Annotated in this window: 13 protein-coding genes and 2 tRNA genes; 12 read left to right on the top strand and 3 right to left on the bottom strand. The window is 63.0% G+C overall.

Annotated features, from left to right (window positions below; all coding sequences use genetic code 11):
• Window positions 1-248 precede the first annotated feature (248 nt).
• The 4 genes from lon (at window position 249) to EKO19_RS21160 (ending at window position 3,459) form a co-directional block, all read left to right on the top strand.
• On the top strand, window positions 249-2,696 hold the full coding sequence (gene lon / locus EKO19_RS21175) for an endopeptidase La (RefSeq protein WP_246038922.1): 2,448 nt from the start codon (window positions 249-251) through the stop codon (window positions 2,694-2,696).
• A 191-nt stretch (window positions 2,697-2,887) separates the two neighbouring features.
• Window positions 2,888-3,160 (top strand): HU family DNA-binding protein, encoded by a 273-nt coding sequence (locus EKO19_RS21170; RefSeq protein WP_129778417.1) that lies wholly within the window; start codon window positions 2,888-2,890, stop codon window positions 3,158-3,160.
• Window positions 3,161-3,247: 87 nt separating this feature from the next.
• Window positions 3,248-3,322 (top strand) — tRNA-Val (locus EKO19_RS21165).
• Window positions 3,323-3,382: 60 nt separating this feature from the next.
• Window positions 3,383-3,459: transfer RNA gene (locus EKO19_RS21160), tRNA-Asp, on the top strand.
• A gap of 810 nt (window positions 3,460-4,269) precedes the next feature.
• On the opposite strand, the gene EKO19_RS21155 is transcribed toward EKO19_RS21160, so the two are convergent.
• Complete coding sequence (locus EKO19_RS21155; protein ID WP_129778416.1) at window positions 4,270-5,118, bottom strand: AraC family transcriptional regulator; 849 nt, start codon at window positions 5,116-5,118, stop codon at window positions 4,270-4,272.
• Window positions 5,119-5,211: 93 nt separating this feature from the next.
• Window positions 5,212-6,543, bottom strand: coding sequence for an alpha/beta hydrolase (locus EKO19_RS21150; protein WP_175597142.1), 1,332 nt, complete (start codon window positions 6,541-6,543; stop codon window positions 5,212-5,214).
• A 233-nt stretch (window positions 6,544-6,776) separates the two neighbouring features.
• On the opposite strand from EKO19_RS21150, the gene EKO19_RS21145 reads away from it, so the two are divergent.
• The 7 genes from EKO19_RS21145 to EKO19_RS21115 all read left to right on the top strand — a co-directional run bounded on the left by EKO19_RS21145 (window position 6,777) and on the right by EKO19_RS21115 (window position 23,160).
• Window positions 6,777-8,894 carry a TonB-dependent siderophore receptor gene (locus tag EKO19_RS21145; protein WP_129778414.1) on the top strand — a complete coding sequence of 706 codons (2,118 nt, stop codon included), beginning with the start codon at window positions 6,777-6,779 and terminating at the stop codon, window positions 8,892-8,894.
• Between the two features lie 332 nt (window positions 8,895-9,226).
• The gene (locus tag EKO19_RS21140) at window positions 9,227-11,335 is read left to right on the top strand and encodes a prolyl oligopeptidase family serine peptidase (RefSeq protein ID WP_129778413.1); all 2,109 of its coding nucleotides are present in this window, start codon (window positions 9,227-9,229) and stop codon (window positions 11,333-11,335) included.
• Window positions 11,336-11,430: 95 nt separating this feature from the next.
• Entirely contained in the window at window positions 11,431-13,662 is a 2,232-nt protein-coding gene (locus tag EKO19_RS21135; protein ID WP_129778412.1) for a penicillin acylase family protein, read from the top strand.
• Between the two features lie 61 nt (window positions 13,663-13,723).
• The gene (locus EKO19_RS21130) at window positions 13,724-15,850 is read left to right on the top strand and encodes a TonB-dependent siderophore receptor (protein ID WP_129778411.1); all 2,127 of its coding nucleotides are present in this window, start codon (window positions 13,724-13,726) and stop codon (window positions 15,848-15,850) included.
• A 16-nt stretch (window positions 15,851-15,866) separates the two neighbouring features.
• Window positions 15,867-17,045, top strand: coding sequence for a M24 family metallopeptidase (locus tag EKO19_RS21125; RefSeq protein ID WP_129778410.1), 1,179 nt, complete (start codon window positions 15,867-15,869; stop codon window positions 17,043-17,045).
• The gene (locus EKO19_RS21120; protein WP_129778409.1) at window positions 17,000-19,780 is read left to right on the top strand and encodes a M16 family metallopeptidase; all 2,781 of its coding nucleotides are present in this window, start codon (window positions 17,000-17,002) and stop codon (window positions 19,778-19,780) included. Before EKO19_RS21125 ends, EKO19_RS21120 begins: the two co-directional genes overlap by 46 nt.
• Window positions 19,781-19,836: 56 nt before the next feature.
• Window positions 19,837-23,160 (top strand): amidohydrolase family protein, encoded by a 3,324-nt coding sequence (locus EKO19_RS21115; RefSeq protein WP_129778408.1) that lies wholly within the window; start codon window positions 19,837-19,839, stop codon window positions 23,158-23,160.
• Between the two features lie 45 nt (window positions 23,161-23,205).
• Here the strand turns inward: EKO19_RS21115 and EKO19_RS21110 are convergent, their stop codons facing one another.
• Complete coding sequence (locus EKO19_RS21110) at window positions 23,206-24,768, bottom strand: peptide MFS transporter (RefSeq protein ID WP_129778407.1); 1,563 nt, start codon at window positions 24,766-24,768, stop codon at window positions 23,206-23,208.
• A gap of 127 nt (window positions 24,769-24,895) precedes the next feature.
• Between EKO19_RS21110 and EKO19_RS21105 the strand changes: the two genes are divergently transcribed.
• Window positions 24,896-25,603, top strand: coding sequence for a TetR/AcrR family transcriptional regulator (locus EKO19_RS21105; RefSeq protein ID WP_129778406.1), 708 nt, complete (start codon window positions 24,896-24,898; stop codon window positions 25,601-25,603).
• Window positions 25,604-25,664 lie beyond the last annotated feature (61 nt).

The raw sequence follows: 25,664 nt of genomic DNA, 5'->3' as shown, positions 1-25,664 counted from the left end.
ACAGACCCACCGCTTCAGCGATGAGGCGGTGGGTTTTTCTTATCCGGGGCAATCAGCCCGACCCTGTAAATCGCGTTCGTCGCGACACGCACCGCCTCACAGTTTTTCCATACATCGGAAAACCCGAGCGCATTTGCGTGGCACAGAACTGGCAGGGCTGCGTTGCTTCCGGTATTTTCGGTCCGAACAGATCTTCTTTATCGCGGCGCCGGTGATTCGTGCCGGCGCTCACCACAAGAGTACAGCGCGTGAGCACCGATACCCCTGACGCTCCCGAATCCGACAAGACTCCGCCAGCGGCGCTGCCCGTCCTGCCGTTGCGCGACGTCGTCGTCTATCCGCACATGGTGATCCCGCTGTTCGTCGGCCGGGAGAAATCCATCCTCGCCCTCGATCAAGCGATGCGCACCGGCAAACAGATCCTGCTGGTCGCGCAGAAGCAGGCCGACGTCGACGATCCGAGTGCGCAGGACCTGTACCGCCTCGGCACGGTCGCGACCATTCTGCAGTTGTTGAAACTGCCCGACGGCACGGTCAAGGTGCTGGTGGAAGGCGCCGAGCGCGCCAAGATCGAGAAGCTGGTCACCGGCCAGTACTTCTCCGCCGATACCAGCCCGTTCAAGGACATCGAGAACTACGACGAGCGCGAGATGGACGTCCTCGCGCGCTCGGTCACTTCGCAGTTCGAGCAGTACGTAAAACTGAATCGGAAAGTGCCGCCGGAGGTGCTGACGGCGCTTGCAGGTATCGAACAGCCGGGCCGCCTGGCGGACAACGTCGCCGCGCACATGTCGCTCAAGCTCGACGCCAAGCAGAAAGTTCTGGAGATCCAGGACGTGCGCAAGCGTCTGGAGCACATCCTCGCGCTGATCGAAGGCGAGATGGATGTCCTGCAGATCGAGAAGCGCATCCGTGGCCGCGTCAAGCAGCAGATGGAGAAGAGCCAGCGCGAGTACTACCTGAATGAGCAGATGAAGGCCATTCAGAAGGAGCTGGGCGAAATCGAAGACGCGCCCAACGAGCTCGCCGAGCTCGAGCAGCGCATCCAGAAGGCCGGCATGCCGAAGGAAGCGCGCGACAAGGCGATGAGCGAGCTGAACAAGCTGAAGCTGATGTCGCCCATGTCCGCCGAAGCCACCGTCGTGCGCAACTACGTCGACTGGCTGGTCAAGGCACCTTGGAAGAAGAAGACCAAGGTCCACAACGACATCAATCTCGCCGAGAAAGTGCTCGACGAGGATCACTACGGGCTGGAGAAGGTGAAGGAGCGCATCGTCGAGTACCTCGCCGTCCAGCAGCGCGTGAAGACGCTCAAGGGTCCGATCCTGTGTCTGGTCGGTCCGCCGGGCGTGGGCAAGACGTCGCTGGGTCAGTCGATCGCGCGTTCCACCAATCGCAAGTTCGTGCGCATGTCACTCGGTGGCGTGCGGGACGAAGCCGAGATCCGCGGTCACCGTCGCACGTACATCGGCTCCATGCCGGGCAAGATCATCCAGAACATGGTCAAGACCGGCGTGCACAATCCGCTGTTCCTGCTGGACGAGATCGACAAGATGGCCATGGACTTCCGTGGCGATCCGTCCTCGGCGCTGCTCGAAGTGCTCGACCCCGAGCAGAACTCGACGTTCAACGATCATTACCTCGAAGTGGACTTCGATCTGTCCGAGGTGATGTTCGTGTGTACCGCCAACAGCCTGAACATTCCGGCGCCGCTGCTGGATCGCATGGAAGTCATTCGTCTGCCTGGCTACACCGAAGACGAGAAGTCCGCGATCGCGCAGCGTTACCTGATCCCGAAGCAGATGAAGCAGAACGGGTTGAAGGACAACGAGCTGAAGGTCTCCGAAAGCACCACGCTCGACATCATTCGTTACTACACGCGCGAAGCCGGTGTCCGTAACCTCGAGCGCGAAGTGTCGAAGCTGTGTCGCAAGGCTGTGAAGCAGTTGCTCACCAAGGGCGAACCGGATCACATCTCGATCACGCCGAAGAATCTGTCGAAATACCTCGGCGTGCGTCGCTTCCGTTACGGCCGGGCCGAGGAGCAGGATCATATCGGTCAAGTGACCGGACTGGCCTGGACCGAGGTTGGCGGCGAACTGCTGACGATCGAGTCGGCCATCGTGGCAGGCAAGGGCAAGCTCACTCACACCGGCCAGCTCGGCGAGGTGATGCAGGAGTCCATTCAGGCCGCGATGACGGTCGTGCGCAGCCGTGCGGCCGTGCTGGGCCTCGACCCGGATTTCTACCAGAAGGTAGACGTGCACATTCACGTGCCCGAGGGCGCGACGCCGAAGGACGGCCCGAGCGCCGGTATCGGCATGTGCACGGCGCTGGTCTCGGCGCTCACCAAGGTGCCGGTGCGCTCGGATGTCGCCATGACGGGCGAAATCACGTTGCGCGGACAGGTACTGCCGATCGGCGGACTCAAGGAAAAATTACTCGCTGCTCACCGCGGCGGCATTCGCACGGTATTGATCCCGGACGACAACACCAAGGACCTCGCGGAGATTCCGCAGAACATCAAGGACAACCTGGAGATCAAGCCGGTGAAATGGATCGACGAGGTGTTGCAGGTAGCACTCAAACACATGCCTGCACCGACCACGGCCGCTTCTGAGCCGTCGCGCGGCAATGACAAACCGCGCCAGCGGCGGATCGCCAAGCGCGCCAGCAAGCAGGTCAGGGCGCATTGACAGGACCGTCACCGGGGCTGGATCGCGATAAATTTCGCGATGCCAGCCCGGTTTCTGCCGCGCTCCGTCTAAAATCCCCCGACAGCCACTGCCGCGCGGCGCTTCCTTTCTCAGTCGCCCGCTGCTATAACGCGCCCCCGTTCCTGACGTACTGGTCTGGAACGAGGCTTTCTACAAGAAGGAAACCGGATATGAACAAAGCGGAACTGATCGACGCCGTGAGCAGCAAGACGGGCCTCCAGAAGGCGGAAGCCACGCGTGCCGTCGATGCGGTTTTCGATGCCGTCACGGGCGCGCTGAAGGCCGGCGACTCCGTGTCGCTGCTGGGTTTCGGCACGTTCGTCGTGAAGGCTCGTGCAGCCCGTACCGGACGTAATCCGCGCACCAACGAAGCCATCCAGATTCCTGCCAGCAAAGTTCCTGGTTTCAAAGCTGGTAAGGCGCTGAAGGATGCTGTAAATTAGCGCGCCTTCGAAACGGGGGGTCTGAACAACCTCTCGCTCGCCAGGGTTCTGATTGAGCGGGTTACGCGAGTACTGATCAGTACGAACGGGTGCTTAGCTCAGCGGTAGAGCGTCGCTCTTACACAGCGAATGTCGGGGGTTCGATCCCCTCAGCACCCACCAACTCAGTGACAAGAGTTGCGCCCGCAAGGGTTCGAAGTCACAACAAAGGTTCTAGCGGCTGGAGCGGTAGTTCAGCTGGTTAGAATACCGGCCTGTCACGCCGGGGGTCGCGGGTTCGAGTCCCGTCCGCTCCGCCAGTTCCTTTGTTAGATGATTCGGTCCAAATTCTTGCGCCAGCTCAGGCGCCCCCTGCCATTCTCCCGTGGCAAATCCTGGGGACGAAACCCATCGTGCTCGCGTGTGGATAGGTCGGCTCTGGTGATCGTTCCAGCGCCCGCTTGATGCATGCTGAACAGGTCTTTCGTGATCCGGCACGGTACGTTTGCCAGCGATCCCACCGTGCGTTTTCAAGAATGCGCTTTGGAGGAGCAGGTCAAGGAAGACTTCGTGCGGCAACTGCGGTCTTTCTGAGCTGCTGTTCTCGTGCGCACGGGCTCGTGCTCGCGAGCGCCACTGGCTGGATTGCCGGACGGGACTTCCGAGATCAAGGCGCGGCGTTTTTTTGAAACGCGGGCGGAATCGTCAGGTCGGTCTGCATTCGATAGTTGGGTCGTGCGAGATCGGGCGCGACCGCCACTGGAATGCGCCGGTCCCAGGGAGTAAACAAAATGTTCCTTTCCTGCCATTGCCGTCGGTTGCCCGTTGCCGGGCAATGATGCGCCCAACGGATGGACGACATTCCTGCGTGCTTCTTTGTCAAACAAACGTTTCAGTTCGGTCAGCCCACGCGTCCATCGCTGCAAGGCGCCACGTCATGCGACTCGCATCTCGCAATGAACGATGAAGCTAGCGAAGACCTGTCAACATGTCAGCTTCGAGTTGTTCGTGGAGGCGGCCTCGATCTCGTCCCGGAACGGGTCATCTGGAAACGCTTCGACGAAGTTGAACTTGCCGGTGTCGATGCGCTTCTCGATGTCTTCGGCTGTTGGCGTGCCATGGCGTACTTGTTATATCAATCGTGCTGTCCTTGGCTCCCCCGACGCACGCTTGGGCAGGTGCGTGGCGACGCCAGCTTCGGCGTCGGTACCCTGTGCGCAGTAGCGCGTCGGGGTGGTGCCGAAGGTCTGACGGAATCTCGCGGTGAAGGCACTGGGGCTCAGGTAACCCACATCGAGTGCCACGGCGGTCACGGATTGACCGGCGGCGAGTCGTGACAGGGCTTCGAGCAGGCGTACTTGCTGGCGCCAGGCGGCAAAGCTCATTCCGGTCTGCTGTCTGAACAGCCGCGTCAGTGTGCGTCGGCTCATGCCCGCGGCCCGTGCCCAATAGGCAAGGGTCTGATTCTGTGACGGCTCTCGAAACAACGTGCGGCAAATTCGCGCCAGGCGGGAATCCGCCGGAATCGGGGCGGACAAGGGTGCGATCGGCATCGCGCCAATCTCATCGAGGATCAGCGCCATGATGTGACCTTCGCGTCCGCCAAAATCATACTCCACCGGAATATCCACGGCCGCGACGATCAGCGCACGAAGCAACTCGGACACTTCGATCACACAGCAGGTACCTGGCAGGCGTGGGCTCGATTGACAATCGATATAGAGAGTACGCAGCGAAACATTCTGGCGGCAACGCACTTCGTGCGGGGTCATCGGCGGCAGCCACACCGCGCGCTCGGGTGGTACGACGAATCCGCCCGCCGGAGTGAGCACTGACATCACGCCCTTGCTGGCATAGAGCAACTGTCCTCGAAGATGACGGTGTGCGGGTTCGACATGTCCCGCAGGATACTCTTCGGCTAGCGCGGCTAGCGGACGGGGGATGTTTTGGAGTTTGGCAGGCGTGCGCTTCGAAACCATGAATTTAGCTGGCGAAGGCGGATCGACCCGTGTCCGGTGATCACGTTTATAGGCGCGCCCCCGCCATAACGCAATCAACACCCGAGATGGCAGTCATGGGGTTCGCTGGGTCAGCAGGAAACGCAGGCCCGCGACCAATCCATCGCGCCAATTCAGATAGCTGTGATCGCCTTGGAACTCGTCATAGCGCAATGGATTGCCCTTGGCGGTGAGCACGTCGCGAAACAGCCGGTTCGGGGTCAGCATCGGCGCCCCCTCCGCGCTGCCGACTGCCAGATAGAAGCGCAACGGCAGTCGCGGGCGCGCTGCGTACTGGCGTGGCAACCAGCCGCTGCCCTGGTCCGTCGAGTGCTCATCATCGCCGTCGACCGATGGGTGCCACCAATAGGATCCCGACAAGGACAGCACGTTGCCGAACGTCTCCGGATGCAGGTAGCCGAGGTAGGCGGAGGAGAGTCCGCCAAGGCTCGAGCCGGCGACGACCGTGAGTCGGGGGTCGCGCGTCACGCGATAGTCCTTGCGTACGCGAGGCAGCAGCTCATCGACCACAAACGCCGCGAACCGCGCGTTTGCCGACAGCTCTTTACTGCGATGAGTGCCGTCGATGGCGCTCACCAGCACGGCGACCAGCGGCGGTACGGTGCCGTCCGCAATCAGGTTGTCGAGAATCGTCGGCGTCGGCACCGAGAGGAGGTAGCCCTCGCGATCGAACAGCACCAGCAGTGGCAGGCGGGTGGTGCTGCGTGCATATCCGGCCGGCGTGTAGACGGACACGCGGCGGCTGTTGTTGAGGAGGGTGCTGGCGATTTCAAAGGTGTCGATCGAACCGGGCGCAATCGAAGGATCCGGTTGCAGCCACGCTTCGGCCGGCGCGGCCGGACCTTCGAAGTACGATGTGGGTGTTGGCGCGCCCTCGAAATCGTCAACATAGCTATGCCGGCTGTGAGGATCTGTAAACAACTCGTACGTCAGGCCGTTCGCCTGCATGCGCCAGATGGCCTGCGGGTCGTCGTTGCGCCCGCGCGGCCAAGCCAGGTAATAGCGGTATCGAGCGCGTGCATCGACGAGTAGGCTCGTCTGCATGACGTTGGTGCCCGCCAGACGTTCGAAAGGCACGACCTGTCGGCTGCCGCCGGGAGCGAAGCTGGCGATGAGCGCGACGTTGGGTTCGTTCTCGGTCTCGGGCTGCTGCCAGACAAAGGTAGCGCGCATGCGGCCCGGTTGTTCCGGCAGCAACTGCAGTAGTGGCGTGCCACGCTTGGCCACTGCGCTCCAGAGGGTCGCCACAGCTGCGGCCCGTGTCTCGGGTGTCGCTGAGCGGATGGCCGCAATTTCGGGCACTTCCGCGCTGTTCCCGGCGGCTGCGGCGGCGGCCCCGATCAACATCGCAACGATCGCCAGAGATTGCGGCGCGAATATTTTCATCTTGATCACGCACAAGGACCGTGTTGGAAGACCGGTGCGAATGTGGCACAGCGAGCCGCGTATCGGAAGCAACTGCGCTTGCATTGGCCCTGTCGCGATACCGCCCGTGCCGGACGAGACAGGATGTGCAGGGGGCCACTGGTAAGTTTTGTCTCGACGAACCGCCGCGCAATTCGCGCCGGCAAGCGCCCAGGGATTCGCGGGCAACGAATACAACTTGGGGAGACTGGGGCATGACAATGTTTGCTCGTATTCTTTGGTCCGTCGGTGCGACCACCGCGTTTGGATTTGCAGCGACCGCGGCGTTGGCGCAAGACGCATCGGCTGGTGATGTTGACGAGGAGGGCGTCGAGACGCTCGAGGCAATTACCGTGCTGGCCAAGCGTCATGCGATGACTCGGCCAGCGCAGGGCGCGAAACTACCCGTAGCGCTCATCGACTTGCCGCAGTCGGTCGCCATCATCGATCGGGAACTGCTCAGCGACCAGAACGTCGTGCTGCTGCAGGATGCGTTACGCAATGCCGGCGGCGTGGTCCCGGGCGGCTACTTTCAGGGCTTCGATTTCTATCGCATCCGCGGTTTCGACTCGAGCGGCTTCACCTTCCTCGACGGCTTGCTCGCGGACCAGACCTTCTGGACGCAGGAAGAACTGTTCGGCATGGAACAGGTCGAGGTGTTGAAAGGTCCGGTCTCGGGGCTGTTCGGTCAGTCGCCGGCCGGCGGTCTGGTCAACCTGGTGAGCAAGCGACCCAAGCGCGAACAGTTTCTGCATCTGGAAGCCTCCGCGGGCAGCTACGGCTATCGGGACATCGGCATCGATGGCAATACGCAAATCGGCCGGAGCGTCGCGCTACGAGTGAACGCGCTCTACCGGGAGCACGGCAGCTTCGTGGATAACGTCGCCACGGCGAAGCGCTACTTCCTCGCGCCGGCCCTCACGTGGGATATCGGCGATGCCACGCATCTCACCTTGCTGGGGCAATTCATCAGCGAAGACACCGGCATTGCGCAGCCGCTGCCGGCCGAAGGAACCGTTCTCCCCAATCCCGCCGGGAGCATTCCACGCACACGCGCCATCGGCGAGCCGGCGTTCCGCGACGGCGCGGACATCGAGCGACGCCAGGCAGGCTGGGATTTCACCCACGACTTCAACGACGCGCTGTCGTTTCGGCAAATGGCGCGTGCCAGTGCCATCGACGTGGACTTCCAGGCGATCTATCCGTGGTATGTCGATGAAGACTTGCGCACAATGAATCGTTATGCGCGCAAGCAGAAGGTGGAGGCGAAGGCCTACGCAGTCGACAATCAGCTGATCGCAAAGTTGGCGACCGGCAGTGCGCGGCACACGATGGTAGGGGGCGTCGACTACTATCGATTCGACCAGGACCAAGGCTTCGCGTACTACAGCTTTTCCGGTCCGGGGCTGGCGCCGATCGATCTGTTCAACCCGCAGTACGGCACCGTAGTGCCGGATTTCTCGGTGCGCCGGCTGATCCCGACACGGCTCAAACGCGTCGGCGCGTACTTTCAAGATCAGGTCGAGCTGACCGAGCGCTTCTCGGTCCTGTTCGGCGGGCGCTACGACTGGACCGAAGACAACGATGCCAAGGACCGCAAGTTCACTCCGCGTGCCGGCGTCACTTTCAAGGTGGTGCCCGGTGCCAACGTGTTTGCCAGCTATGCGAAGTCGTTCCAGCCGCAGGGCGGGTATGTCACGGCAGCCGGCGAGCCGCTGCCGCCCGAAACCGGCGAACAGTTCGAGATCGGCCTGAAGACCGAACTGTTCGGCGATCGGCTGGCCGGCACGATTTCCATCTATCAGCTGACGCGCCAGAACCTCGCCACCGACGATCCGAATTCCGAAGAGTATGTGTTCATCACTACCGGTGAGCAGCGCAGCCGCGGCCTGGAGATCGACGGTGTGGTACGCATCACCTCGACATGGGAAGTGATCGCGAACTACTCATACACCGATGCGGAAATCACGCGCGACAACGAGCTCGTGGTTGGCTCGCCGACGGTCAATATCCCGAAGAACGGCTTCAATGTCTGGACCAAGTACGTCATTGCGGATGGCCTGCTGCGCGGTCTTGGCTTCAGTGCCGGCGTGCGCCACTACAGCGCGCAGGCGGGCGATCTGAAATACGTGGGTGCGGAAAGCGACGCCTTCGAGCTGCCGTCGTACACGGTCTGCGACGCCGGCGTGTCGTACGATCGAGACCGGTACACACTGCGCTTCAACGTCAACAATCTCGCCGACGAAGACTATTTCCCCGCGTCTTACGGCCGCACGTTCGTGATGCCGGGCGAGCCTCGCACTTATCGCTTCGGTGTGTCTTACGACTTCTGAGCGACCGTGCCCCTTGCACAGCTCGAGGCGTTGGCGGGTCACTGGCGCTGCGACTCGCCCGATGTGAGTTATGAGATCGTCGTCGAAGGCGGGCGACTTGTGGCGCGAGAGCTGTGGGCCACGCCAACCCGACGCAAATCGGGTGGCGCTCATCGGCCTTCGATGACCTCTCGGGACGGCGGTACTGGCGGTGGCTCTGACCGAATCGTTGTTCGGCCAGCGCCGCCGATCCGGCAGCGGGCCCGGGCGCGATGATCGACGGCGGGTATTCGCGATCGGGTTGGCCGCGAATGTCGTAGGCTGATGCTTCCACGTTCGCGCGAGGTCGATCGATGCTCAGGGTTCAACTGGCGGCGTTGCTGTTCCTGCCCATGGCGCTCGGGGCGTCGACACCGGAGAAGTTCACGCTCGAGGAGGCGATCGCAGCCCACCGGAGCATGGATGATTGGGATCCCCCGGCATTGATCGCCACGCCCCGGGGCAAGTTCGTGGCGTGGAGTGACGGCAAGAATCTGTTCGTCGCGCTGCCGCCGGAGTTCAAGCCGGCGCAGGCAACTTCTCATACCGACAATATCAGCCTCGGGCAGATCGTGGCTTCGCCCGACGGGCACTCGATCTTTTACACCCGTGGGCGCAAGCAGCCCGCGTTCGGGCCGCATCCGGAACGCGATACGCGAGAGCTGTGGCAAATGGATGTGGATCGCGGCGATTCGAAGCGCCTCGCGAGCGGCGCCGATGTGCCGTCGGGGGCAATGTCGTTCGCCAAGGATGGTCGTGCCTTTGCATTCGCCGATGGCAACATGCTGTGGGAGTTTCGGCAGCAAGCGGCGGGCTGGACGCGGCGGCCGCTGTTACAAAACAACGCCGAGCACTACGCGGCAGTCGGCATCGACGACATCGTGTATTCGCCGGACGGCGCACGAGTCGCATTCTCCAGCATCCGCAAGGCCGGGCAGCGTTATATCGGTGTGGTCGATCTGCAAACATTGGCGCATCGCTATCTCGCGCCGGGCGTGTTCGCGGATCTGAAACCTTCCTGGTCGCAGGACGGCAAGCAGCTGGTCTTCATGCGCATTCCAGCCAATCACACCATGGCGTATCGGTTCTCGGAATATCGAACGAGCGTGCCGTGGAGTCTGGAGCTCGCCGATCCGGGCAGTGGTGCGGTCCGAACGTTGTGGCGCGCCGATCCCGGGATCGGCAGCGCGCCGCCGCCGGATCTGATCGCTCCGATCTGGGCGCGGGACCGGATTTTGTTTGTTTGGGAAAAGACCGGTTGGCAGCTGCTGTATTCCATCCCCACGAAGGGCGGCACGGCGACGTTGTTGACGCCGGGTGAGGGAGAGGTCACGGCGCCTGTGCTGAGCGCGACTGGCGACAGCGTGGTGTATGAATCGAACATCGGCGACTTGCCGCGTCAGCATGTCTGGAAACTGTCGCTGGAGGGCGGCCGGCCGCAGCGCGTGACTTCCGGCCAGGGCGTCGATGGCAATGTTCGATTGACGTCCGACGGCGCGCTCGTCTACGTCGCGAACACCAATGGCCGGATGCCGAATCGTCGCGTCGTCGAGTACGGCAAGCGCGTCATCACGCTGACGCCGCAGTCCGAGGAGAATCGCAAGTTCCAGAAACTCTGGGATGAGTTTGTGAATGTCGAGGTGGTCCCGGTGCGCGCCGACGACGGTGTCGTGACTCATCACTTGATGATGGTGCCGCGAGGTCAGCCGCCGAAGGGTGGCTATCCCGTGATCGTGTCGAGTAAGGGTGGCCCGACCGGGCGCGTGGCTCCGGGAGCGGGCTACGGGCCTTACACGCCGCTGGGTCAGTATGCGGTGAGTCGCGGCTACATTTTCCTGGAGATCAACTATCGAGGCGGCTCGAGCTTCGGGCTGGACTATCGATTCCCGGAGCAGCGCGGCGCCACGGGCGGCAGCGAGGTCAAGGATCTCGCGGCGCTGGCGAAGTATCTGAAATCGCGCGCCGACGTCGATCCGAAGCGCATCGGCATCGTCGGGCATTCCTACGGCGGGCACATCGTCGGCCTGGCATTGAGCCGGTTGCCGGAGGATTACTCGGCTGGCGTTCACATGAGCGGCGTGGCCGACTGGGTGGTCGAGATGAAAAAAGATGGCGAGACCGCCGACTGGCCGAGCGAGCCGCCGGAGTTCATCCGGTTGTCCGAGCGGCTGAAGATCGAGGATCTGGCGTTCGAATCTTCATCGACGTCGCACACCGCGACGTGGCGCGCACCGACGCTGTTCATCATGGGCGAGCTGGATACGGCGGGTCACATGGAATCGGTGATCGACCTCGGCTACCGGTTGATGGAGCGGGGCACGCCGACGGAGTTCTACATCGTGCCGGACGCGAAGCACGGTTTGTTTCCAGTGCAACGAGTCTTCGATTTCTTCGAGCGCACCTTCGGGCCGATGCCCCGTTAGTCACTGCCGTCAGGGTGGTCCTCGCGCACCCTGACGATTGCACGGCTCAGAAAAATACCTTGCAAATGGTATGAAATAATCGATAGCATCGAATCATGCTGCGAACTCTGTCCTGTCTGTTACTGCTCTGGTTGGCTCAGGCGACGCAATCGGCTCGAGCGGCCGAGGTCGAGATCCGGTGGGATCGTTACGGGATTCCCCACATCTACGGCCGCACGGTAGAGGACGTGTGCTACGGCCTGGGCTATGCCCAGATGACGAATCACGCCGAGCAGTTGCTGGTCAACGTCGCGGCGGCACGCGGCCGTTACGCTGAATACTTCGGCCCGGGCACCAACGATGAATCCGTCGCGCATGACATATTCATCCGCACGATGGGGTCGGAGCGGCGCGCGCGGCAGTGGCTCGTTCAGGGCGGCGATGTCCAGCGCAAATATCTGAGCGCCTTCGTCGCAGGCGCAAATGCCTACGCGGCGGATCACAAAGACACCATTCCACCGGCCATCCGCGCCATCCTGCCTTTGACCGAGACCGACCCGCTGGCGGTGTGGCAATGGACCATGCAGTTCGGCTTCCAGGCGCTCGGGCCGCTGCAGTTGAAAAAGCAATGGGAAGCTGCGCCTCCGGCAAAATCTGAAGAGCGGCGCGCGGCGTCGAATGCCTGGGCGATCGCACCCAGCAAGAGCACGGCCGGCACGACCATGCTGATGGGCAACCCGCACCTCGATTTCGGTGTGAACGGGGTGTTGTCGCCGGAGCGTGAGCAAGCGCCGGACCGCGGCGCCTGGCAATGGATGCAGGCGCACGTCGTCGTCGGCGATCCGCAGCGACCCACAGTGAATCTCACCGGCGCCGGTTTCCTCGGTCTGCCTGCCATTTCCATTGGCTTCAACGATCGTATCGCGTGGTCGCACACCGACAATCGGGCCCAGACCGCGAGCCTCTATGAGCTTTCGCTGAGCGGCGAGTCCTACCGCTTCGGTCAGAAGTTGCAGCCGCTCAGCTCGCGGACCGATGCCGTTCGAGTGTGTCGCGCGAGCAATGACTGCGAGACCCGCGACTTCACCATCTCTGAATCGATCCACGGTCCGATCGTGGCTCGCAAAGGTGACAAGGCGTTGGCGCTGCGTGTGACCGGTCTCGACGCACCGTCGCCGGTGGCGCAGTACTGGGACATGGGGCGTGCGCGTAATTTCAAGGAATTCGAATCGGCGTTCAGCCGCTTGCAGATGCCGTTCTTCTATGTGATCTACGCCGACGCCGACGGTCGCATCATGATCGTCGATGGCGGACGCCGGCCGGTGCGTCAGGGCGGCACCTACGAGGACTACGACCGTATTCTGCCCGGCGACGATCCGAAACAAGTGTGGAAAGGAATCGTGCCGTGGCGTTCCTTGCCCAAGGTCATCGATCCGCCGTCGGGCTTCGTGTTGAACGCCAACGACTCGCCGTGGACGAGCACGTTCCCCGCGGTGTTGCATGCCAGGGATTTTCCGGCGTGGCTGTCGTTCGATCGCATGTGGGCACGATCCGAAGCGAATGCGCTGCAACTGCTGTCGCAGCCGAAGTTCTCTTATGACGAGCTGGTGCGCGCCAAATTTTCCACGCGCATGCTGATGGCGGATCGGTTGTTGCCGGAGTTGCTGGCGCAGGTCGGCGATCAGGCGGACGAGCAGGTGAGTGCCGCGGCGAAGCTGCTGCGCGAGTGGGATCGCACCTCCGATCGCAACAGCCGGGGCTCGGTGCTGTTCGTGAAGTGGTGGCAGGAATACAGCAAGCGCATGGCCGCTTCGCCTCGCGCCGCCAGTGTGCGCGATCCGAAGTTTCGTGAGCAGTACGATCCTTCGCGCCCGCTGGAAACGCCCGCGGGGCTCGCGGATGGAGCGCAGGCATTGGCTGCGTTGAAAGATGCCGCTCGAGCCACGGTCGCAACCTATGGTGTGCTCGATGTGGCCTGGGGCGAAGCGAATCGCGTGGTGCTGGTCAGCCGCGATGCGAACTTCACTCATCCGAAGCCGATCGCCGATGTGCCGGCCAATGGCTCGGAAGATTCGGTCGGCATCATTGCCAAGATGAATTACAACGCGCCGGACGAGAAGGGCCGGCGTATTGCGGTGGGCGGCGAAGGGTACATCCAAATCGTCGAGTTCACGCCGCAGGGCCCGCGAGCGGGAACGTTGCTGGTCTACGGCAATGCTTCGCGCCCAGGCTCGCCACACATTGCCGATCAGCTGCCTGCGTATGTGGACAAGCGGCTGTTGCCTGCGCCACTCAGTCGCGCCGAGGTCGAACGGCAAACGCAGCGGACGGATACGTTGACTCGATAGCTGTTGATGAGCTGGCGCTGGACCCGCCGGTTCGTTCCCAAAGAACCATGGGGAGATTGCAATGACGTTTAGAATTTCAACGCCCGTCGCCGCGCTGGCCGTGAGCCTCGGGGTATCAGCTGCACCGACGATCAGCCTGGCGCAAAGTAGCGCCACCGAGCTCGAGACCATCGTCGTCACCGCGCAGCGCAAGTTCCTGCCGGAAATTTCCAACGCGGCCTCGAAATTGTCGCTGCCCGTCATCGAGACGCCGCAGGCGCTCACCGTGATGTCCTCGGAGTTCCTGGATATCGCGGCGATCAACGATACCGCGGGCGTGGTCGCTTATACGCCCGGCATCGAGTTGCTCGGCATCGGCGATGGCACGCAAGCCAATTTGTTTGCACGCGGCTTCCAGGTGAATCGGGATCGTTCGTTCCGTATCAACGGGCTGTCCGCCGACTCCGAGTCGGATCTGGATTACTTCGCCATGGATCGAGTCGAGTTCGTGCGCGGCCCGGCTTCTTCGCTGTACGGTGAATCGGATTACGGCGCGACCATCAATCGGGTGCTCAAGGCGCCCACCGGCCGCTCCGGCGCGCGCATCGGCGCTGAGTTCGGCAGCTACGATTTCCAGCGCGTGCAGATGGACGGCGAAACGGCGTTGAACGACGTCGTCAGCGTGCGCGCAGTCGCCGCCTGGCAGGAGAGCGACACCTTCATTCGCGACACCAGCGACAATCGCAAGTTGATCTCGCCGAGCGCGAGCTTCCGTTTCGGTGACACGAGCGTACTGCTGCAGGGCTATTACGACCAGCGCACCGGCGCGAGCAGCGATGGCTTTCCGCTGATTCGCATCAACGGCGTTTACACCATGCCGGATGTGCCGCGCAGCTCCAACAACGGCACCACCGCCGCCGACATCGACAGCAGTAACACGTTCGTGTTCGCCGGCGTCGACCACATGGCGACCGACAGCCTCAAGCTGTCGTTCAAGAGCGGTTACTCGCGCATCCGCATGGAGAACTTCTCGACCTATCTGTTCGGGGCCGATGCCAACGGCAATTCGACTCAGTATCCGTCCATCGAATACAAGACCAAGGAAGACCTGAGCTTCGATGCGTCGGCCGAGCAGGTGTTCGAGTGGCAGGGCCGCGAGCAGCGCGTGCTGGTGAGCGCCGACTGGCGCCGCAACGAGCTGATGCAGGATGCGTTCGCCAATCAGCCGATCGGCGCGGACAATATTTTCAATCCCGAGCCGCTCGACTTCGTCAACACGCGTCGGGCCGCGCCGGGCGAGTTCTTCTCCACCAAGCAGATCTTCTCCGGCGTCACGGCCATGGCCTACTTCAAGCCGCTGGAACGTCTGTCGGCGTTGCTGGGCATGCGCTACTCGCGTATCGAGAGCAATCGCTACGACTACCTGCCGACCACCTACGGCCGCACGACCATCATCGACGATGCCAAGGACCACCAGTGGGTCCCACGCGCCGGCCTGGTGTACAAGCTGGCCGAGAATCACAACGTCTTCTTCAGCTACAGCGAAGGCATCGTATTCAACGCCACGCTGTTGCGCGCCGATCGAACGCCGGTCAATCCGGAGACCGGCGTGCAATACGAAGTCGGCTTCAAGGGCAAGATCGCCGATCAGCGCGCGCAGTACAGCGTCTCGGCCTTCCGTATCGAACGCACCGATTCGGCATCGTCGATCGTCGTGGCGCCCGGTCAGCCCGCCACTTATATCAACGTCGGCGATCAGGTCCACAGCGGCATCGAGGCCGAGATTCAGGGCGAGATCTTCCCCGGCTTCAACCTGCTGGCGAGCTATGCCTATCTCGACGTGGATGTGAGGGAGTCGGCGCGGCCGGCCGAGGTCGGGCAGACGCCGCCGGCATCGCCCGCCCATTCCTACTCGCTGTTCGCGACCTATGAAGTGTTGGGTGGACCGCTGAAGTCGCTGACGTTCGGCGGCGGTGTCGTGAGTCGCAGCGAGCGTGAAGTGAACACCTTGGGGACTTATCAACTGCCGTCCTACACGCGCTTCGATCTGCGGATGTCCTACAAGGCGACGCCGCAGCTGTTGCTGGAGCTGAACGCGCAGAACATCACCAACGAGAAGATCTATACGTCGCAGTATGGATCGCCCGATCTGGGCATCGCCTACGCTTATCCGTCCCTGATCAAGGGGCGGGTGACTTACAGCTTCTAGACCGAGGGAGAGTCGGTTGCCGCATCCTATCTTCGAGCAGCGCGAGTTCGACTCGCGCCTGGCTCAAATTCGCGCGGTCATGGCGAGCCGCGGGCTCGACCTGCTCATGGTGACGGACCCGTGCAACATCTATTACCTGTGCGGCTATGACGGCTGGTCGTTCTACACCCCGCAGGTATTGCTGGTGCCTGCAGTCGGTGCACCGGCGTGGGTGGGGCGACGCATGGATGTGCGGGGCGTGGGACTGACGTCGTGCCTGTCCGCGGACGACATCATTGGCTACCCGGAGCATCTGATTCAAAACGAAGCCGAGACGCCCTACGGCTTCATCACGCAGACCATCGCGTCGCGTGGCTGGAAGCCGCGCCGCGTCGGCATCGAAAAACAGGCCTATTATTTTTCGGTGGCGAGTTTCGAGATCCTGACGGCGACGCTGCCGGCAGCGGAGCTGGTCGATGCCTCGTATCTGGTCAACTGGGTGCGCTTCATCAAGTCGCCGCAGGAAATCGCGGTGATGCGTCAGGCGGCACGTTTGCTGGAAGCCGCCATGGAGGCGGCGATCTCAGCCATTCGCCCGGGCGTGCGCGAATGCGATGTGGTCGCCAGAATATGTGCCGCGCAAATCGGCGGCGTGCCGGAGGCGGGCGGGGTTTACTGCAGTACTCCCGCATTGGTGATGTCGGGCGCTCGGGCGGATACGCCGCATCTGCCATGGACGGATCAGCCGTTGGCTGCGCAGACCACGGTCAATCTGGAATTGATGGGCAATCGTTTGCGATATCAGGTGCCGATGGGACGCACGGTCGTGGTCGGTCAGCCGTCGGCCACGATGCTGCGGCTCGAAGCGGTGGCGCTCGAAGTGATCGATCACATGCTGAGGTTCATCGAGCCCGGCATGACCTGCGGGCAGGTGAGCGATGAAACCCAGCGAATCCTGCGTCGTCACGGCATCGCCAAGGAATCGCGCTCGGGCTACTCCATCGGCATCGCGTTTCCACCGACCGGGGGCGAGCTCACCGCGAGCCTGCGTGCCGGGGATATGACGGTACTGCGGCCGGGCGCGACCATTCATTTCCTGCCGGCGATCTGGGCCGATGGCGGCAGCATCGTCATCAGCGAACCGCTCTTGGTGACCGGATCGGGGGTCGAGTGTCTCTGCAACGTGCCACGCAAGTTGTTTCACAGTCAGACCTGACCCAGGGGCTGCTTCTGGTGCTGCTGCTCGTGCTCGGCGCATTCGCGTCGACGCGGGCAACGGCGAATCAGATTCCCTATGAACGCTCGGTCCTGCCGAACGGCCTCACGCTGATCGTGCATGAGGACCGCAAGGCGGACATCGTCGCGGTCAGCGTCTGGTATCGCGCCGGCAGTCGCGAAGAGCGCGCCGGGCGCGGCGGCTTCGCGCATCTGTTCGAGCATTTGATGTTCGTGGGCTCGGACAATCACAACGAAGAATTCTTCCGGCCGATGCGTGAGGCCGGCGCCGTCGACATGAGCGGCTGGACCAAGCGCGACTACACGATCTATTACCAGACCGTGCCGACCGGGGCTCTGGATCGAACCCTGTGGCTGGAATCGGATCGCATGGGGCGGCTGCTGGGCGTCACGGATCAGGCCAAGCTCGATGTCCAGCGCGGCGTGGTCCAGAACGAAAAGCGGGAATACGAGGGCATGCCTTACGGCAAGATCGATAGCATCATCGCCGCCCATACTTATCCGCCCGAGCATCCTTACTCACACAACGAGTTCGGCTCGATGGAAGATCTGGGCGCGGCCACGCTCGACGACGTGCGTGGTTGGTTCCGGGACTACAACGGTGCGGCCAACGCCGTGATCGTCATCGCCGGCGCGGTCAATCCCGCCGAGGTGCGCGCGAAGGTGCAGGAGTATTTCGGCGATCTGCCGCCCGGACCCGTACTGGAACGACGCACGGCCTGGGTGGCGAAGCAGAGCGGCGAGCAACGTGTGGTGGTCAAGGACCAGGTGCCGCAGCCCCGCCTATATAAGATCTGGAATGTTCCAGGCTATGCCACGCGCGAGCACGCCTCGCTCGAGGTCCTCGCCAGCATTCTGGGCGAGCCGAAAACCGGTCGTCTCTATCAGCGACTGGTGCAGACCGACAAGCTGGCGACTGGCGTCGAAGCCAAAGTGACGGTGTTCGAGCTCGGCGCGCAGTTGCAGATCATGGTCGCTGCCCGAGAGGGCGTCGAACCACGGACTATCGAAGCCGCGCTCGACGATGAGATGTCGCGGCTGTTACGCGACGGACCCTCCGCTGCCGAAGTGCAGCGGGCGGTGACGATGAGCTACGCCCGCTACGTGCAGGCCATTCAAAGGGTCAATGGCGTTGCTCGCAACGGCAAGATGATGCTGCTGGGGTTGGGAGAGCTGTATGCAGGCTCACCTGACTTCCACGATACGCGTCTGCAATGGATTCGAGGTGCCACGCCCGAGACTCTGCGGAGCGTCGCCCGGCAGTGGCTGACGGACGGCGCGTTGGTGTTGGAAGCCCGGACCACACCTAAGTATGAAACAACGCCGAGTCACGTCGATCGCAGCAAGTTGCCGGGGCCAGGGGCGCCGTCCGTCCCCCGCTTGAGTGCGCTTCAGCGCATGACCTTGTCCAACGGCTTGCAGGTTGCATTGGCGGAGCGTCACGACGTTCCTGCCGTGGATATCAGGTTGATCATGAACATCGGCCACGCAGCCGATGCGCAGGCAGCGCCCGGCACCGCGTCGGTTGCTCTCGACATGCTGAGAGAGGGCACTCGCAAGCAGAGCGCTCTGCAGATCGCGCAGCATGCCGCCGCGCTCGGTGCGCAAATCGATGTTTCTTCGTCGCTCGATGCGTCGGTCCTCAGCCTGAGCGCATTGTCGCCGCAACTGGGCGCCTCGTTAGCGCTGTTCGGTGACATTCTGTTGCAACCGGTGTTTGCCGAAAGCGCATTGGATCAGCTGAAAGCGGCGCGCCTTGCAACCATTGCGCGCGAGCAAGCGGACTCGCGAGGGCTGGCGATGCGTCTGCTGCCGCGACAGATTTACGGCGTCGATCATCCCTATGCGACGGGCGCCACCGGCAGCGGTACCGAATCGTCCATCCGAGCGTTGCGGCAGGCTGACGTGCAAGCGTTCTATCGTCGCTGGGTGCGCCCCGACAATGCGACGTTGCTGGTCGTTGGCGACACGACGCTCACCCAACTCGCGGCCGTCCTCGAGCAGCACCTCGGCGCGTGGCGAGCACCGGCGGAAGCATTGCCGACGAAGCCTGTTGCTGTCGTGGCATCGCCGAGTCAGGCGCGCGTTTTTCTGGTCGACCGCCCGGGCGCCACCCAGTCTTTGATCATGGCAGGTTCCCCGGCCGCCGCCCGCAATGCGCCCGACTATCCGGCATTCGAGATCGTGAACGCAGTGCTGGGCGGCACCTTCATTTCGCGGCTCAACTTGAATCTTCGTGAAGACAAGCACTGGGCTTATGTAGCGCGCTCCATGCTCAATGGCGCTCGCAGCGGCGGCACGCTGATGGTCGAAGCGCCCGTGCAGACGGACAAGACCGCACCTGCCATTCAAGAGATCCTCGAAGAGTTGCGCGCCGTGCGGGGGCCGCGCCCGCCGACTGCAAGCGAGATTCAGTTCGCCCGCGACGGGCTGACGCTGTCGCTGGCCGGAAAGAATGAAACATTGAGCGATTGGGCCAGTACCTACACGGAGATGCTGGTCAACGGATTGCCAGAGGATCACGTGAAGAATTACGTCACGCAGCTGGCGGCGCTCTCGCCACCGCAGCTGAGCGCAGCCGCTGCCAGGCTGCTGCAACCCGAAGCGCTCACCTGGTTGATTCAAGGTGACCTGGCGAAGATCGAGACCGAGGTGCGGGCTTTGCAACTGGGGACGGTGCAGGTCATCGATGCGACCGGAGCTGTCGTTCGCTGATTGGTAACAACCGTTCCTGCGCCAGTGACAATTTGTCGTCGCTGACTGGAGTTCATGTGAGTCGAGCAATCCGTTTGCGTCGCGCGTTTCGGGCTTTGGCCTGCTGCGCCAGTCTGGTATGGGCGTCGAATCCGACGCATGCCGATACCGAGATCGGCTTCGCCAATTGGGACGTGACGCAGCCGCGAGGCAAGACGCGCACCATCGAGTTCGCCACCACCGAAGGCACCGGCATGTCGGTCGACATTTCGCCCGATGGCCGGTGGCTGGTGTTCGATCTGCTATCGCAGGTGTATCGCGTGCCGGTGGGCGGAGGCGAGGCGCAATGTCTCACTCAGAACAGCGGCATCGCGCTCAACTATCACCCGAAGTTCTCGCCGGACGGCCGGCGGATTGCATTTGTCTCCGATCGCGGCGGTCAGAACAATCTGTGGGTGATGGATGCCGACGGTCGCAATCCGCGGCAGGTGTTCGCCGATCTCGATACACCTGTTGCCGAGCCCGCGTGGTCTCCCGACGGCAAGGCCATCGTCGCCGTACGTTACTACCCACATTCGATGGGGCCGTGGAGTCGAACCAATCGGCTCTGGAAATTTCCGCTGGAGGGCGGTGCGCCGGTCGAGTTGGCCACCTCGAGGAATACGCTGGTCGACAGCCCCTCCGTGTCGCCGGATGGACGCTTCGTCTATTACCACAGCAGCTCGCTGCCGGTGATCGCCGAGGGTTACTACAAGATCGGCACGAAGCACGAGATTCGCCGGATCGATATGACGACCGGCATCGATCAGGTGGTGAGCGAGACCGCCGCGCGACGCTACTATCACCGCGAGCCGTTCTATCCTTTCGCGCCATCGATTTCTCCCGACGGCAAGTGGCTCGCTTACGCGCGGCGCGTGCCTGGCGGCGTCACGCGGCATAACAACGTCGAATACTCACAACGCACCGGTCTGTGGTTGCGCAGTCTCGAGACCGGAGAAGAGCGGCTGGCGATCGACGCGTTGACGCCCGATCAGCTCGAAACCCACACGATGTATCAGATCCGCCTGCTGCCGGGTTATTCCTGGGCGCGCGACAGTCAGTCGATCGTTTATTCCGAAGGCGGCCAGCTGCGACGCGGGTACGTGGCGGATAAGCGCGTCGAGACGATTGCGTTCCGTGCGCAAGTGAAGCGTGAGATTTCCGAGCAGGTCCGGCCGTCGTTCCGTGTGGCTGACGATTCGTTCGATGTGAAGTTTCCGCGGTGGCCGTCACTGTCGCCGGATGGAAGATCGTTGGTGTTCGAAGCAGCGGGGGCACTCTGGCTGCAAGATCGCAAGGGCGGCAAGCCGAGGCGGTTGACGCCGGCCGGTGCGAGCGAAGCGGTGACGGTCGAGCTGTCGCCGGCGTGGTCCCCGGATGGCAAGTCCATCGCATACACCACCTGGAGCGATGAAGTCGGCGGCCATGTGTGGCGAATCCCGGCATCGGGCGGGCAGCCGCAGCGGCTCACTACCATTGCGAGTGAGTATTTGAATCCCGTTTGGAGTCCGGACGGGCGCGAGATCGTCGTCACCCGCGGCTCTGGGAGCGCGCTTCGCGGAGAAGGCACGGCTCGCACGCCATGGAATGAGCTGGTGCGGCTTCCTGTCGCTGGCGGCGAGATGCAAACGGTCGCTCGCATCATTCCAGCGGGTGAGGAGTACATTCGCGCGAGCTACTCGAGTGAGGGCCGCATCTACTTCATGACTCAGGCGACGGCGGAGGATATGAAGTCGTCGCCCGCGGCGTCGACGGCGTTGCGCTCCGTCCGGCCCGATGGCAGCGACGGCAAGACGCACGCGACGTTTGAAAATATCTCCGACGCGCAGTTGTCGCCGGACGGAAAAGTCATTGCGTTTGGTGCCGCCGAGACCGTGTATCTGGCAGCGTTGCCTTCGAGCTCCGGCACGACCGCGCCATTCATCGATCGTCTTGCGCCGAACTCCGGCGTGCGAGAGATCGGTCCGAGCGGTGGATTCTTTCCTCGTTGGAATTCGCAGGGAAAGCTGGTCTTTGTTCGCGGACCGCGTGCCTACGAGCTCGACTCCAGTGGCAAGGTTGCTCGCGAGTGGCCGCTCGACCTGCGACTGCCACGTGACAAGCCGCACGGCACGATCGCGCTGACCAACGCCCGCATCGTGACGCTCGACAATCGGAAGGTCATCGATCGCGGCACGATCCTGATTCGGGGCAATCGCATCGTGGGCGTCGGCGAGGTTGCCCTCGGCAAGGCGGATCGAGTCATCGATCTGAGCGGCAAGACCGTCATTCCCGGCCTCATCGATGTGCATGCCCATCATCATTCGGGCGCGTTGGACGGCGAGATCGTGCCTCCGCATCGGGCCGAGTCGGCCAACTATCTGGCTTATGGAGTGACCACGACGTTCGATCCAGCGGCAGCATCGCAGCTGGTCTTTCCCGCGGCCGATCTCACTGCGGCTGGAAAATTGATTGGCCCGAGGTTGTATAGCACTGGCGAAGTCATCGTCGGTGCCCGCGGCACGATGGCGCTGGAAAATCTGGCTCATGCGAATCGCGTTGCCGATCGGCTGCAAACCTGGGGCGCGCACGGTCTGAAGCAGTATTACCAGCCCCGGCGCGCACAGCGTCAGTGGGTCAGTGAGGTCGCGCGCCGGCGCGGCGATGTGCTCGTCACCGGCGAAGGCATGGATTTCGCCTACGATCTGAGCATGGTCATGGACGGACAGACGGCCTGGGAGCATCCCATCCTGGATATTCCTTTGTACTCGGATGTCATCCAGTTCCTGGCGCGCTCGGGCGTGGTCTACAACCCGGAGCTGATCACGCCGGGGCAGGGGCTGTACGTGCTGGAATATTTCCTGTCGCGCGAGCATCTGACTGAAGATCCAAAACAACAGCGCTGGGTTCGCTGGGATCAGCTGATGCGCAAGAAAAATCAGACGCAGCGTCCGCTGTCGGAGTATCCGGCGGTGTTTTCCGTCGAAGCGGTGAAGGACATCGTGCGCGCCGGCGGCCGGGTCGGCATCGGCGGGCATGGCCAGGAGCAGGGCCTCGGCACGCACTGGGAAATGTGGACGTTCGGTTTTGCGCTCGATCCCGTCGAAGTCCTGGAAGCGGCGACCATTCGCAACGCGCAATACCTCGGACTGGATCGCGATCTAGGGTCGATCGCGGTCGGCAAGCTGGCCGATCTGGTCATCCTGGATGCCGATCCGCTCGCGGATCTGCGCAACTCGGTGAAGATCGACCGGGTCATGCTCGATGGTCGCCTGTACGAAGGCGACACGCTCGATGAAGTCTGGCCGCGCTCGCGTCCGTACGGGCCGCGTCGCTGGACGGTGCAGAGCGCTGTCGGAGCTGCGGATGATTCGTCGAAGTAACACGCTACGCTTTGCGGTCGTCCTCGCGCTCGGCTGGTTTCGCAATCACGATGTCGGCCGGGTGTCGAGCGCGCCGTAAGTCAGCTTGATCAAGCGCGCGCGACTCAGCCAGAGCAGCAGCGCCGCTCCACCGCACAGGCTCATCAACACGATCGCGACGGCCGAAATGCCGAAGCGATCGTTGATCGGCGCCGTGGTCGCCGTCAGCCAGCTCCCGAGCCCGATGGTGAGATACCAACTGCCGACAGCGAACGCCGCGTGTCGTGGCGGCGCGAGGCGGCTGACCGCGGCGAGCTGAGTCGGCCACACGAGCAGGTCGCCCAGAGCAAACAACGAGTACATGCCGATCATCCACCACAGGCTGAAACGGCCGTCGGCGGACACGGTCTTCTCGACCAGTCCCAGTGCGAATATTCCATAACCGCAGGCGAGCGCAGCCAGACCGAGCGCGAGCTTTGCCACCACGTCCGGCTCTCGATGACGAGCCGCCAGATAGCGCCACAGACGCGCGGCGGGCAAGGTGAGCAGAATGAACACCAGGGTGCTGATGCTCAGCAGCCAGGTGGTCGGCAGCTCGAAGCCGAATACGTGGCGGTCGACGTGCTCGCGGGTTTCCAGGTTGAGCAGGCCGCCCTTTTGATAGAACGACAGCGCGTACAGGACCACGAACACGCTCATCAGGACCGCGACGGCGATGCGGCCTCGTTGCACATGAGCCGGGACGCGCTGAGTGTCGTCGTCCTGGATGGGTTGCGCGCGATCGGGCTTCATGCCGATGTCGCCCAGCAGTTGCCGATGTCGCGACAGATAGGCCGCGAGGCCCGCGGCCATGCCGATGCCGGCGACCGCAAACCCGTAGTGCCAGTCGAGCAATTCGCCGATGGTGCCGGCGACCAGATTCGACATGAGCGCGCCCAGATAGATGCACGCCATGAAAATGCCGAAGCCCTCGTCGCGTCTGGCATCGCCGGGCGCGTACAGCTTGCCGACGATGGAGGAGACGGTGGATTTGATCAGGCCGGTGCCGGCGACGATGGCGACCAACCCCAGCAGGAAGGTCCAGGCTTGCAGGTGGTAGGCAAGCGCGACGGCACTCGTCCCCGCGCTGTCGGTGGCGCACTTGCCGGACTGGAGCGCGCTGCTGACAGTCAGCGACGGTAGAACCTTGCCCAATGGAATGCCGCACGAATTCAGCCACTGCCCGACCGGCCATCCCGAGACCGCTTCGATCAACCACGGACCCACGGCGGGTCCGGATAACAGGAAATGCCCGGCGGTGACGGCGACGCCGCCCCACAGGATGCAGGCCCGCTCGCCGAAGTAGCGGCTGGCGAGAAAACCGCCGAGCGCGGGCGCGGAGAATACGGCGCCGGTATAGATGGCGTAGAGGGTCAGCGCTTCGGCGCTGGTCCAGCCGAATCCGCCGGTGGCAGGCGCTGCGGTGAGAAACAGCACCAGCAGGCCGAGCATGCCCCAATAACTGAAGCGCTCCCAGAACTCGGTGATCGCCACCAGGTACAGGCCGGGCGGCTGTTCGCGCAGCATGACCAGGAACGAGGGTTTGGCGCGCGATGGGGCGGCGACGGGGCTGGCGATGGGGGAGCTCACCGCGTCGAGCGTAGGGCAGAGCAGGCCGGTCTGGCAACAGATACATTTCTGGTGAAATGTAGATGCCTCGCGCTATGCTAGACTGCCGCACTGGTAAACGATTCGAATACCGCCAGAAGGACGCCAGATGGATCAGCCTCGCCGTGCCAAACGGGCAGCCCCGCGCCCGCCCCGCCGCACTCAGGAAGAGCGACGCACGTTGACCCGTGACCGGCTCATCAACGCCGTCATCGAGGTGATTCGTCAGAAGGGCTATGCGGGTCTGCGGGCTCGCGATGTGACGGCGACCTCCGGGGTCACCTGGGGCGCCGCCCAGCATTTGTTCGGCGACAAGAACGAGCTGCTGCTACAGGTCGCGACGCGGGTTTCCGATTCGCTGGTTCAGCAGCTCGACGCGCGCCCCGAGGCCCGTGGCGGCGATCTTCGGCAGCGGGTCGCGACCGTCGTCAATTTGATCTGGGAGGTCTACAGCAGCCAGGACTATTTCGCGATGGTCGAGATCGTCCGTGGCACGCGGGCCGACGTGCGCTTTCATGAAAAGCTGGTGGAGTCGCTGGCCCGCCTGTCGACGCGCATCGAGCGGCTGTGGCTGGATATCTTCGAAGACGCGGCCGCCGGCGAAGCGCAGAGCCTCGCTTGTTGCAACATCGTGGTGCTGACGCTGAGCGGTCTGGCCGCCCGCAAGATCTATCTGCGCCTCGGGCCGCAGACCGACGCCATTCTGGAAGAGCTCATCGACAGCATTGCCGCTTCCCTGCGCAGCGCTCGCAAAACCACTGGAACGTCGCGAGCCAGCGCCAGACGCCGCCGCGAACCGGTTCCCGTCATCGTCTGAAGCGCGCCTCGACACGGCGGTCGAGCCGGCTCCATCTACAAACGTTTTGGATGGTATGAAA

This window comes from Peristeroidobacter soli (assembly GCF_004138485.1).
Classification (GTDB): domain Bacteria; phylum Pseudomonadota; class Gammaproteobacteria; order Steroidobacterales; family Steroidobacteraceae; genus Steroidobacter; species Steroidobacter soli.
Note: the sequence above shows the minus strand (reverse complement) of the source record. Positions and strands in the feature narration are given on the sequence as shown.

Bases quoted from the DNA above. Each gene is read 5' to 3' on its own strand.
- EKO19_RS21145 (WP_129778414.1), top strand. From the start codon at position 6,777: ATGACAATGTTTGCTCGTATTCTTTGGTCCGTCGGTGCGACCACCGCG.
- EKO19_RS21130 (WP_129778411.1), top strand. From the start codon at position 13,724: ATGACGTTTAGAATTTCAACGCCCGTCGCCGCGCTGGCCGTGAGCCTC.
- EKO19_RS21105 (WP_129778406.1), top strand. From the start codon at position 24,896: ATGGATCAGCCTCGCCGTGCCAAACGGGCAGCCCCGCGCCCGCCCCGC.
- EKO19_RS21140 (WP_129778413.1), top strand. From the start codon at position 9,227: ATGCTCAGGGTTCAACTGGCGGCGTTGCTGTTCCTGCCCATGGCGCTC.
- EKO19_RS21150 (WP_175597142.1), bottom strand. From the start codon at position 6,543: ATGAAAATATTCGCGCCGCAATCTCTGGCGATCGTTGCGATGTTGATC.
- EKO19_RS21155 (WP_129778416.1), bottom strand. From the start codon at position 5,118: ATGGTTTCGAAGCGCACGCCTGCCAAACTCCAAAACATCCCCCGTCCG.
- EKO19_RS21170 (WP_129778417.1), top strand. From the start codon at position 2,888: ATGAACAAAGCGGAACTGATCGACGCCGTGAGCAGCAAGACGGGCCTC.
- EKO19_RS21135 (WP_129778412.1), top strand. From the start codon at position 11,431: ATGCTGCGAACTCTGTCCTGTCTGTTACTGCTCTGGTTGGCTCAGGCG.